Annotated in this window: 12 protein-coding genes; 2 read left to right on the forward strand and 10 right to left on the reverse strand. The window is 51.8% G+C overall.

Annotated features, from left to right (window positions below):
* Positions 1-42: 42 nt before the first annotated feature.
* The 7 genes from ACTJKB_RS12550 to ACTJKB_RS12580 form a co-directional block, all read right to left on the reverse strand.
* Positions 43-843, reverse strand: a complete 801-nt coding sequence (locus ACTJKB_RS12550) for a response regulator transcription factor (protein WP_440834345.1) — start codon at positions 841-843, stop codon at positions 43-45.
* Complete coding sequence (locus ACTJKB_RS12555; protein WP_440834755.1) at positions 827-2,533, reverse strand: cache domain-containing sensor histidine kinase; 1,707 nt, start codon at positions 2,531-2,533, stop codon at positions 827-829. The genes ACTJKB_RS12550 and ACTJKB_RS12555 overlap by 17 nt, the downstream gene beginning before the upstream one ends.
* Before the next feature lie 313 nt (positions 2,534-2,846).
* A complete protein-coding gene (locus ACTJKB_RS12560; RefSeq protein WP_219215299.1) occupies positions 2,847-3,077 on the reverse strand; it encodes a cold-shock protein in 231 nt (76 codons plus the stop codon).
* Between the two features lie 135 nt (positions 3,078-3,212).
* The gene (locus tag ACTJKB_RS12565) at positions 3,213-3,413 is read right to left on the reverse strand and encodes a cold-shock protein (protein WP_019914790.1); all 201 of its coding nucleotides are present in this window, start codon (positions 3,411-3,413) and stop codon (positions 3,213-3,215) included.
* A 258-nt stretch (positions 3,414-3,671) separates the two neighbouring features.
* Complete coding sequence (locus tag ACTJKB_RS12570) at positions 3,672-3,950, reverse strand: hypothetical protein (protein WP_440834346.1); 279 nt, start codon at positions 3,948-3,950, stop codon at positions 3,672-3,674.
* 71 nt (positions 3,951-4,021) lie between these two features.
* Positions 4,022-5,125 carry an MBL fold metallo-hydrolase gene (locus ACTJKB_RS12575; protein ID WP_440834348.1) on the reverse strand — a complete coding sequence of 368 codons (1,104 nt, stop codon included), beginning with the start codon at positions 5,123-5,125 and terminating at the stop codon, positions 4,022-4,024.
* 93 nt (positions 5,126-5,218) lie between these two features.
* On the reverse strand, positions 5,219-5,932 hold the full coding sequence (locus ACTJKB_RS12580; RefSeq protein ID WP_440834349.1) for an HAD family hydrolase: 714 nt from the start codon (positions 5,930-5,932) through the stop codon (positions 5,219-5,221).
* A gap of 147 nt (positions 5,933-6,079) precedes the next feature.
* Here ACTJKB_RS12580 and ACTJKB_RS12585 point away from each other — a divergent pair, with 147 nt between their 5' ends.
* Positions 6,080-7,111, forward strand: a complete 1,032-nt coding sequence (locus tag ACTJKB_RS12585) for a copper amine oxidase N-terminal domain-containing protein (protein WP_440834350.1) — start codon at positions 6,080-6,082, stop codon at positions 7,109-7,111.
* Between the two features lie 124 nt (positions 7,112-7,235).
* Here the strand turns inward: ACTJKB_RS12585 and ACTJKB_RS12590 are convergent, their stop codons facing one another.
* The 3 genes from ACTJKB_RS12590 to ACTJKB_RS12600 form a co-directional block, all read right to left on the reverse strand.
* Positions 7,236-8,822 carry a histidine kinase N-terminal 7TM domain-containing diguanylate cyclase gene (locus ACTJKB_RS12590; protein ID WP_440834351.1) on the reverse strand — a complete coding sequence of 529 codons (1,587 nt, stop codon included), beginning with the start codon at positions 8,820-8,822 and terminating at the stop codon, positions 7,236-7,238.
* Between the two features lie 496 nt (positions 8,823-9,318).
* Positions 9,319-9,567: a type B 50S ribosomal protein L31 gene (locus tag ACTJKB_RS12595; RefSeq protein ID WP_074088414.1), complete on the reverse strand. Its 249-nt coding sequence runs from the start codon at positions 9,565-9,567 to the stop codon at positions 9,319-9,321.
* Positions 9,568-9,716: 149 nt separating this feature from the next.
* Entirely contained in the window at positions 9,717-10,505 is a 789-nt protein-coding gene (locus ACTJKB_RS12600) for an SDR family oxidoreductase (protein WP_440834353.1), read from the reverse strand.
* Positions 10,506-10,680: 175 nt separating this feature from the next.
* On the opposite strand from ACTJKB_RS12600, the gene ACTJKB_RS12605 reads away from it, so the two are divergent.
* On the forward strand, positions 10,681-10,883 hold a 203-nt coding region (locus ACTJKB_RS12605; RefSeq protein ID WP_440834354.1), incomplete at its 3' end, for a hypothetical protein.

The raw sequence follows: 10,883 nt of genomic DNA on the forward strand, positions 1-10,883 counted from the left end.
CGGAGGACTATAAGATCACGCTCATTGGGTATAATTCCACTTTTATTGGATTTCGCTGTGCTCATCCTTCATTTGCTGGCGGTAGCGGCTTGGGCTGATGTCTTCCAGGGACTTGAACACTTTGATAAAATATTTATCCGTGCGGTAGCCTACGCGCTCTCCGATCTCACCAATTGGCAGACGCGTCTGCAACAGCAGCTCCTTGGCACGCTGAATTCGGATACGAGACAAATATTCACTGAACGATACGCCAACCTGCTCTTTGAACAGTACACTGAAGTAGCTGGCATTCAAGTGAATCATGCCGGCTACTTCAGACAAGGTCAGCTGCTCGTGCAGATGCTGCTCCACATAGGCCAGGGCTTCCTTTACCGGCTCCCCCATGCCCGCCGTATCCGGATCGATCTCCATCAGCTTGTGATCAACCAGCTTCTCCAGCTTCTCGTGGCGCTGCTGCTCTTCTTCCTGCTTCAGGGCCGTCTCCACTACCTCCAGCAGTTCTCCCTTGTCCAGCGGTTTAAGCAGATAATTGAATGCCCCAAGCCTCAGTGCCTGCTGCACATATTCAAATTCAGCGTAGCCGGAGATGACAATAATGACGGGCTTCCGGGCTTGTCCCTTCAGGGAGCGGATCAGGTCCAGTCCACTGACCTCAGGCATGCGGACATCGGTAATCAGCAAATGCACACGTCCAAGCAGCAGCCGCTCACGCGCGTCAATTCCATTATCAGCTGTTTCTATGATGTATCGGCCAGCCGCCCACACCTCGAGCGTCTGCCGGATGCCCTGCCGTGTTCTCGGTTCATCATCCACGATCAGTATTGTCTTATTGCCCAGATTCATAAGTATGTCCTCCATTATTGGGAATTTCAAAAGTAATCACCGTGCCCTCGGAACGTTTGCTCTCAATGTGCATTCCCTCCATCTCCGTACCTTCCGCTTCATAGTACAGCTTCAGACGCCGCTGAACATTTACAAGTCCTATTCCCGTACCCTTGGAAGAAATAGATGGACCGCCTTCCAGCGCACCATATAATGACTTTAACGTGTCGGAATCCATTCCCGGGCCGTCGTCCTGTATCGATATCCGGGTCCAGCCTTCACGCGTGGAGGGGGTGACAATAACACTGACTGCTCCGTTCCCTACCCGGCCCTCCACTCCGTGGAGAATCGCATTCTCGACAATCGGCTGAATAAGCAGCTTTGGCACAGGTACTGCAGCCTCAGGAAGCTCAAGCTGAATATTCCAGGACAGGCGGTCCCCCATCCGCATCTCCATAATTTTCAGATAACGCTTCACCTGCTCCATCTCTTCCCCAAGTGTAACCCATTCATCGGAGTTCGAATTTCCGATAATGTACCGGAACAGCCTGGACATGATAACCACAAGCCCGGCCAGCTCTTCTTCACCCTTCTCCTCAAGCGACCAGTTGAATGCCTCCAGCGTATTAAACAGGAAATGCGGGTTAATCTGCGCCTGCAGCGCCTTTAGCTCCGTACGGCTCTGCAGTACTTCCTTTTCATATACCACACGGATCAGATCATTCATATTGGCAATCATGCCATTGTACGTATAATTCAATTCCCTTAGCTCCATTGTGGATACCGACTCTGAATTAGGGGTCAGAACCCCGAGTCTGGATTTACGCATTGCCCGAATCAGATGGATAATCGGCCTGGTAATCATCGTGGACAGCACAAAAGACAACAATAAAAACAGCAGCGTGCCGATTCCTCCCGAAACCAGCAATACCGTTCTCAGAATAGAGATACCTTTGGTAACATAGCTTACTGGAGTGAGCACCAGCAGTGTCCAATTGGTCTTGTCCGAGCGCAGCTTCACCTGCACATATTCCTTATCCTCAAAGCTAACCGTCTGGTCCTCGCTGGAAAGCAGCGGCAGCAGCTCTGGCTGAGGCTCTTCACTGCCTCCGAGCAGTTGGCCTTCATCATTCACCAGCAGCACAGACTCGCCCCCGTCGCTGCCGGACAGCGGATCATCCAGCTGGAAGTAGCTGCGCTGGATACGAGCGATTAAATAGCCGCCCCGTGAGAACCAGCGGTCCATCAGGCTGACCTGGCGGATGGCCAGAAGACTCCCATCGTCATCGGGATCAACGCCGATCCAGACCAGCCTGCCCTTTTGGGTATTCGCTTCAGTGATGTAAGGATTGCTGATCCTTGTGCCAAGGCTGCCTTCTTTAATCGGGAACAGCAGCCGGTAATCCGCCGTATACAGTTCCAGAGAACCCACACTCGGCATATAGGCCTGGTAGCTGGAGACAATCTGCAGCAGAGACTGCCGCTGGTTAAAAGACACGGATTTGCCGTTCAGCTCTTCCGTCAGCAGCTGCTGAACGGTCGGGTGATTCGCTACCTGCTCCGTCAGGCTGTCGATCTGGTCGATCAGCGCATCCAGCCTCCCGTTAGCTTGCACCGCAGTCTGCTGAATGTGCCGCTCCGCATTATTTTTTAGCAAAAACGAGACCCTGTTATACACAAATGCCCCGGACACAGCAATAATCACCAGCATAACAAGCAGAAACCCAATGAATATTTGATTGCGCAGCGTATTTAGTTCCTTTATTTTCCCATACACACAGGATTCCCTCTTTCACGTGGCAGCGTTTCCAACCTTATTCTCCAAAAGTTTCGCCGAATGTCAAGAGCAAATACCGCCTTCAGCCAGACGAACCAAAAAAACCCTTAAGCAGTTCCCCTTGCAGAGGGTTCTGTTAAAGGCCTTATTGAACAAAAAAAATAGCCTGCTCCTCAAAAGGAACCGACTGCTAAATGATATTCTTAGTGCTGTCTAAATGTATAGATCGGCTTACTGAAGCGGCAGATTACGTAATCGTAATGCCCTTCTTGATCGCCTTCATGTCAAAATTCGTGTTCACAAGCATAGGCAGTATCTTCATGCTTCTAGTCATTGGAGAGTTACATTGCCAGCAGGTAGGTACATATTGAAAGGCAAAGTTATCGCGCATCCATCCTGTGCAATCCTCTTTGGTGCAGGACCAGATGGCTGTGTCTTCCTGTGGAAGATCCTCCAGCGCTTTTTTACGAAAATACATAAGTACCCCTCCTTGGTTCGAATTGAGAAGATGTCCACACCCCTTAACGGGCGTTATGGCAGGGCTGCAGCGGCTTGTTCAGTGTCAAAAAAAAAGCTGCCCTCAACATGTGTTAAGGACAGCCTGATTTCAAAATTACAGTTTTACAACGTTTTCGGCTTGTGGTCCACGAGCGCCTTGAGTTACGTTGAACTCAACGCGTTGGCCTTCGTCCAAAGATTTGAAGCCGTCGCCAGTGATTGCGGAGAAGTGTACGAATACGTCGCTTCCGCCTTCAACCTCGATAAAACCGAAACCTTTGTCTGCATTGAACCATTTAACTGTACCTGTTTGCATGATATTACCTCCAAAATTTTATTTAACACATGTCCTTTTATTCCTACGTATTGTACGAACAAATAAAAATTCACACATTGGAAAAGGCTTCATACGCACAAATGATAACCCTTTACAATATGTGAATTAAGGTTAAGCTTTATGTTTGAATTTATTGTATCACATTAATTCTCCGAAAGCAAAGGAATCATTAAAAATAAAAATATTCTGCCCGGTCTACGGCCTCCGCAAAGACCGAAAACCAGGCAGCCGCAAGGGTTAGTCGATATATCCGGCTAGCCCTTTATCCATTAGATAATCCATTTCAGCATCAAGGATGCTCTCTACAGTCAGTTCATCCAGCTTCACATCGCGCTGGGCGACGATATAATCCACCAGATCATCGTTATCGATGTCTACCTCACCTTTGGCATTTGCTTTGGCCTTGTTGATAAAGGTCTGCTCATGCTTCAGCACCAGCTCAATCAGCTTCGGATCGACTTTCGTCTCCGCAGCCAACACCTCCAGCAGCTCCCGCTCATTCACTTGATCACTCATATTCGTATAGTCAGCTCCTCTGGCATTTATGCACAGCTATTGTACCACAAGTCCTTGCTCCGTCCCGCCTCTTACTTCCACCATGCCAGTGAAGGGACCTCGGCGGAACCCGCATAGACCGGCTCACCGATACGCGGTGTAGCCAGACGCACATTCTGCGCCTTCGCCGCTGCGAAGACACGCTCCACCGGATCAGTCCAGTCATGCATCGACAAGGTAAATGCCGCCCAATGAATCGGAATCATGAGGGCGCCGCGCACATCCAGATGCGCCTGGACCGTCTGTTCCGGAAGCATATGAATATCCGCCCAGCGTGGATCGTATTGACCGCATTCCATCAGGGTCAGATCAAAGGGTCCGTACTTCTCGCCAATCTCGGCAAAGTGGGGGCCATAGCCGCTGTCCCCGCTGAAAAAGATCTTCGTCTCCGATCCCTGGATAATCCATGAGCACCAGAGAGTGGTATTGCGGTCCAGCAGGCTGCGCCCGGAGAAATGCCGCGCCGGAGCGCTGGTCAGCGTAAGCCCCGCATACCGGATTTCATCCCACCAGTCCTGTTCACGGATGTTCTCACGGCTCACCCCCCAGCGCTGCAGGTGTGCGCCGACGCCAAGCGGTACAATGAACATACCCACCTTGTCCTTCAACTGCTTGATCGAGCCGTAGTCGAGATGGTCATAATGGTCATGGGAGAGCAGTACGGCATCGATGTGAGGCAGCTCCGAAATCTGGGCTGGCAGCTGCTTGCTGTATCGCCGGCCCCCAACAAATGGGAAAGGGGATGGCGAGCGGCCCAGCATAGGGTCAAGGAATAGCGTCACTCCATCTATCTCCAGCAGAACAGCCGAATGTCCAAACCAGGTCACCCGGGTGTCCCCTGTTTCCTGAATCGAACCGGGCCGCAGCTTCACCGGAATCAGGGGCTGCTGCGGCCGCGAGCGGGGATTGCCTTTGATGAAATCCTTGAGAATGGAAAAGCCGCTTCCAGCGCTGTTTTCCATCATCACAGTTGCTGTAGGATACACAAATTTCCCATTCTTGTAATTCAGCGAGCGGCTGATCATCCGCTTTTCCTCCTTGGAGGCTCTGCGGCCAAAGGAAGGATAAAAGGTCATTACAACGTAAGCCAACACGGCCAGCGCCACAAGGAAAACAGCGATGATAATTAAGGTCATGGTCCAGCCCTTCTCTCCCAAATATTAAGATCTTAGGCATATTATAAATCTGGCCGGAACCGGGAGCAAATGTGTCGCCAGTAGTCCAGAAACCTACAGGTTCCAGCCGGGAATTTTGCGTAAATCGCCATCCCAGATTTGGACAGTGCTATGCACCGGAACGTCAGCCGGAGAGGAAGCCGTACGAATGAAGCAGGAATCAATTCCCACTGCTGCCGCACCTGCCATGTCTGTACGCGGATCATTGCCGATCATAACAGCCGAGCTTAGATCAGCCCCGTACTTCTCTGTCAAATAGCGGTAAAACAGCGGATCAGGTTTGCTGACGCCTGCCTCAGAGGATATCGCAACCCCGTCGAATAAATGGAGAATACCCAGCATGGTCAGCTCTGCTTCGATGAAGGTTTTCTGGCCGTTGGAGAGCAGAAACACCTTTTTGCCGCGTGATCTCAGGTGCCGCAGTATTTCCCCAACCCCGTCATACAGGGAAATCTTAATCATGGATAAGGTGCGCAGCCATCTTACGGTTTCGTGCAGCCAGGCTTGTCCAGGGTTCCCGCCCAAATAGCGGGCTACCTCCCGGAAGACCTCCTCCATCACAAAATCCGGGAACTCACAGTGCTGTGCAGCAGCGGACAGCTGACGGTCCCGTTCCAGCAGAAACCGCCGCTGCAGCTCCTCTCCGGTAATAGTCAGGCCATGATAACCAAAGTGGAGCGCGAGCCGCTCCCAGACTCCGGGTTGCTCCTCGTCCGTCTCAATGTCAATCAGCGTGCCATACAGATCAAAAATATATGTCTGATACATAGTTCTCCTCCTAAGCGTCTGTATTGAAGCTATTGTTAATATTTTCATTCTAAACGGATATGGGACTTATGCAACAAAATCCCATACCCTGACGTTTAGAGGTTAACAGACCCGGCACCAGAGAATCTGACCAAAGGAGCATCCGTCATGAACGCCATCCTAAAAACAAGTGCAATCCTGCTAACCCTGTCGCTCGCCCTTACCACCGGAGGGGTCTCTGCTGCCCCTAGTGCTTCATCCACAAACTTCAGCGCCGTAAAGGCTTCCTCTTCTGCAGCTGCTATATTCTCCATATCCCTGAGCGGGACTGCTCTTTCGGAGTCCGGCTACCAGCCTTCCGGCAGCAAAGAGCCTCTGGTTCCTCTTCGCGCTGTTGCCGGTGCGCTTGGCTTCACGGTGGCCTGGAATGCGCAGACGAAGGCCGTAGACCTGAATAAGGAGAGCAATTTCACCACAGTAAAGAGCGGCCAAGACCGCTATACAATCAATAAAAGGTACATCACGCTCGGTACAGCTCCGCAAACAAAGCAGGGCAAGCTGTATGTCCCCGCCTCTTTTATAAGTAAAGTGCTGTATCAAACGGTAACCGTGGAGGGACAACAGATTCTGATTCGTCCGGCAGCAGATGGTCTCAGTGAGACCGGCGTGATCACTTCCATTACCGATGCGGACAACTACCAGTCCGTGCATATCCGGGGGATCGGTACAGAAGGAATCGTTCTGAACGTGGGCAAAGATACCCAGCTTGTCCGCAAAGACGGCTCGGAGCTGGCCTTCAGCGAGCTTCACATCGGCATGACTATTGAGGCTCAGCACTCCCTGATCTCCACCCGCAGCCTGCCTCCGCAAACTCCGGCTTACCAGATCACTGTACTGGACGCGGAATCAACAGATGAACTCCTGGGCACGGCAGGCACCATCCAGCAAGTCATTACCGCCGGGGATGGCACGGTCAGCATCCGTATCCGCGGCAGTGCACTAAGCGAGAAGTCGCAAAATGAAGTTGTGCTTCGTCTGACGGAGGCTACGGTTGTCATTAACCCAAGCGGAGAAGCTGTGTCTCCTGCGGATCTGACCGAGGGCACTAAGGTTATCGGTTTCTATAGCCCCTTCCTGACCCGCAGCCTGCCCCCAACGGGAACAGCCCTGAAGGTGGTTTTGGAGACGGAGCAGCATTAGGTTTTCGAGCTCGCAATAGTGTGAACCCTATAAATCTTTATATTTCAAAAAAAGCCGCGGTGCTCTGCAAAAATGCAGGACCGCGGCTTTTTGATATGTGCGTCAAATCATATATTCTATGTACTCATCCTTTGAGTGCTTCCCGAATGGCCGGCTCGCGGCCCAGCGTAACTCTGTTTTTGCCGGTGGCCTTGGATAGATACAGTGCTTCATCGGCCTGGCGGTACAGATCCTCAAAGGTAACATCGCTGCGCTCCGTGAAGGCAATTCCGATGCTGACCGTAAGCCTGATGCTGTGCCCCTCGCCCAAATGGACCACATGCCCGCCCATCGTTTCCCGGAAGCACTCTGCTTCTCTCAGCGCCTCGTTCTCGCTGCCTGTGAAGAAGCACACGGCGAACTCTTCGCCGCCCACCCTGCCAGCAATCCCCTTGTTCTCGTATTCTGCAAGGATCTTGCGGGAGAAGTTCACCAGTGCCAGATCGCCAGCCATATGCCCGTATGTATCGTTAATTAATTTGAAATCGTCTATGTCGAACAGAAGCAGCGCTAGTCCCGCTCCGTCCCGTACAGGATACTGCTGTAACAGACGCATGAAATGCCTCCGGTTATAGAGGCCAGTCAGATCATCTACTGTTGCCTGATGGAGCAGTTCACGTTCATAACGCTTCTTCTCGCTGAGGTCACTAAATACCATGAGCATCCCCGTAGTTTCGGCCTTGCCCCGTTCAGTGGCAATGAGAGAGACGCCAACCCAGGCATCCTCCTCGCCGGGCGCTTTAATTTCGAATTGCCCCTCGATGCGTTTGGAATAGTGTGATGCGATATCTTCATAGCGGTTCAGCAGCAGATGGATACTCCTGCCCATCCAGGTGTTGTTCCTAGGCTCCTGCTGCTCTTTCAGCAAGCTGCGCAGCATGGAGTCAGCAGCCTCATTTATATCAATAATGTTGTCATAGCGGTCCGTCAGCACAATGCCGTCTTTCATATTCTCAAAGATTTTACTCTTGGCCAGAGGATACAGCGACAGCCGCGGATCGCGGAAAATGCTGAGGTATCCGGCAAGAATTGGCGGCAAATAAGTAAATGCCGTGAAGCCTGTAATGGTAATTCTGAGAAGCGGCAGCAAAAACACCGATAGAACCGGAATCAGCAGCCCTCCCAGCAGCATTAGATTCCGCCGAAAATAATATTTGGGGGAATTCAGTAAGGATAAAGCCAGTAAATAAACGGCATATAACCCGAACATCTGGTCATAGGCAATCAGTATCATACTCAGCACCGTGGGCTGAACTACTATTCCGGTGACGCCCGCCACGGTGGCAAGTCCAATCCCGCTGCGCATCAGGTGATGATACGAATCGGTAAAGATCAGCGCCACATCAAGGGCAACCGGAATGCAAAAGAAGGCAAGCCTCCTGGCCAGCCCCTCCGTAGAACGGGACACATACTCTTTGATTACCGCGTAAGTAAAGATCGTGCTTAGAAATAGCGGGGGCTGCTGCAGATTCTTCCACCAAAGCTTGGCCTGAAAAGAAACCGATATCATCTCTCCGGCCGTAGCCGCAAAGATCAAGCTGACCAGCAGCATTAAGATCCATAAATAGCGTCTTCCTGGTGTGGAGCGGTACTTGTATGAACTGACGCCCATATAGAGACTCAGAACACAGCCCATTAATAGATAAAACGGATAACCCTGCATCCACGGCATGTCATATTTCTCCTATTTTTGAGATCGCTTCGCCTTATTATAGCTTACTCCTTCGCACAAATGAATGATCCTTACAAATAATTCCGGGTGCTCCGGGACATCCGCTTCGCGTAAGGATCAAAGGGAATCACTGGTTCTTCGGCACAGATCTGCGCCTTCGGAACACAACGAAGACTCTGCGGGCAGCCCGCAGAGTCTTCAAAAGGTGAGAAGTGAATGTTTAGTTATGCCAGGTTCCAGAGGCTAGGGTACTTTTCCGGTAAACAATCGACGCCATCTCGATTTGTTTTTGCCTTTCAGATAGTACATGGGTGAAATCAACTACCTTTCGGAAAACACATTACATGCCATTCCAAACGCTATAATTGACACCTTCCACTTCCCACCTGCTTATTATTACCCGAAATCTGCGGTTGATAAGCAGCTTGTACAAAAAAAAAGAGGACCTTCCATCCGCCATCTGCATGGCTGCGGAATATCCTCTGTGGCCAAACTATTATTTCTTCTGAGCCAACCGTTGTTTGAACTTGTCAACACGGCCGCCAGTTTCGGTATCTCTTTGTTTACCAGTGTAGAACGGGTGGGATGCGGAGCTGGAGTCCACACGGATCACAGGATAAGTGTTGCCGTCTTCCCATTCCATAGTTTCACCGGACGATTTAGTGGACGAGCTCAGGAATTTGAAACCTACGCTGGCATCCAGGAAAATCACCTGGTTGAATTTAGGGTGTATGCCTTCTTTCATTGTAGTAACCTCCTTCCCGTACATATACAATCTCTATGGCAAAATGAAGCGATCTCTAGGGAGATAACTAAATCCACAGATTTACACGCCATACTATCATACGTGATCTGGAGCGCGGAGTCAACCACCAAAATCAATACACAGCCCAGCTAGAGCGACTTCACCATCCCGCCATCAATCAGCAGGGACTGACCTGTGATATAGGTATTGGCAAAAGAGCCCAGGAATACGGCCGCTTTGCCGAACTCCTCCGGTGTGCCGCTTCTTCCAGCCGGAATCTGAACCAGCGCCTCTTGCTCGACCTGCTCCCGGGAGATGCCGCGGGCCTCTGCCCGCTTGCCGTCGAGCTGCAGAATGCGGTCTGTGCCGATGCGGCCGGGTGCAAGCGAATTGATCAGTATGCCTGCCGGGGCCAACTCGGTAGCAAGCGTCTTGAACAGCGCGCTCACACCCGCCCGGAAGACATTCGAGAGGATCAGTCCGCCAATCGGCTGCTTGATTGATACCGAGCTGACGCCTACAATGCGGCCGCTGCCGCTTGAGCGTAAGTAAGGCAGCGCTTCGCGGATCATACGCACTGTGCCCATCAGCGTAAGCTCATAACCGCCGGTCCAGTCAGCATCGTCCATATCCTCAAAGCCGCCGCCCGGCGGGCCTCCGGCATTGGTGACCAGCACATCCAGCCCGCCTCCGTATTCGACGGCGGCTTCAATCGCCCGCCGGATCTCCTCGGGGCGGGTCACATCCATCTGTACCACCGCCACCTCCCGACCGGTTACCTCCGCGATGGTCTGCCGGGCCGATTCAAGCTGTTCTAGACTCCGGCTGGCAATCGTCACCTTCGCGCCTTCGCGTGCAAATTCCAGCGCGGTCGCGAGACCCAATCCTTTACTTGCTGCCGCAACAAATACCGACTTTCCTGCAAGGCCCAAATCCATTTTCTATGCCTCCTTGTTCCGATACCCGATGGGCCAGTTGCCTGAAGGGAGCTTACGCAGCCGGGGCTCAGGTTTTCGTACTTTTAGTTCTTATGCTGGCAATGCTCTGCAGCAGATAAACTAATCTTAGTACAGCCCGGGCCCTGCGTCCAGAATATGGACCTTATCCTGAACATTGGTATTGCAACGGGCTGCCATGCACATCCAGACTCTATCTGAACGTGCATTCCTCATCTGGGTCAAGGACAAAGCGACCGCTGAACCTCCAACAACGGGCATTTTTGCCGTTATTGCGGAGCAAACTGCCCAGTGGCTCACCAACAACGGCATTTTTACCGTTCTTGCGGAGCAGACTGCCCGGCGGGACTCCAACAACGG

Origin of the sequence: Paenibacillus sp. 22594, assembly GCF_052044425.1 — a bacterium.
Classification (GTDB): domain Bacteria; phylum Bacillota; class Bacilli; order Paenibacillales; family Paenibacillaceae; genus Paenibacillus_AQ.

Coding starts and splice junctions, on each gene's coding strand:
- ACTJKB_RS12555 (WP_440834755.1), bottom strand. CDS start 2,533: ATGCTGGTGATTATTGCTGTGTCCGGGGCATTTGTGTATAACAGGGTC.
- ACTJKB_RS12580 (WP_440834349.1), bottom strand. CDS start 5,932: ATGTATCAGACATATATTTTTGATCTGTATGGCACGCTGATTGACATT.
- ACTJKB_RS12600 (WP_440834353.1), bottom strand. CDS start 10,505: ATGGATTTGGGCCTTGCAGGAAAGTCGGTATTTGTTGCGGCAGCAAGT.
- ACTJKB_RS12565 (WP_019914790.1), bottom strand. CDS start 3,413: ATGCAAACAGGTACAGTTAAATGGTTCAATGCAGACAAAGGTTTCGGT.
- ACTJKB_RS12550 (WP_440834345.1), bottom strand. CDS start 843: ATGAATCTGGGCAATAAGACAATACTGATCGTGGATGATGAACCGAGA.
- ACTJKB_RS12570 (WP_440834346.1), bottom strand. CDS start 3,950: ATGAGTGATCAAGTGAATGAGCGGGAGCTGCTGGAGGTGTTGGCTGCG.
- ACTJKB_RS12575 (WP_440834348.1), bottom strand. CDS start 5,125: ATGACCTTAATTATCATCGCTGTTTTCCTTGTGGCGCTGGCCGTGTTG.
- ACTJKB_RS12590 (WP_440834351.1), bottom strand. CDS start 8,822: ATGCCGTGGATGCAGGGTTATCCGTTTTATCTATTAATGGGCTGTGTT.
- ACTJKB_RS12595 (WP_074088414.1), bottom strand. CDS start 9,567: ATGAAAGAAGGCATACACCCTAAATTCAACCAGGTGATTTTCCTGGAT.
- ACTJKB_RS12560 (WP_219215299.1), bottom strand. CDS start 3,077: ATGTATTTTCGTAAAAAAGCGCTGGAGGATCTTCCACAGGAAGACACA.
- ACTJKB_RS12585 (WP_440834350.1), top strand. CDS start 6,080: ATGAACGCCATCCTAAAAACAAGTGCAATCCTGCTAACCCTGTCGCTC.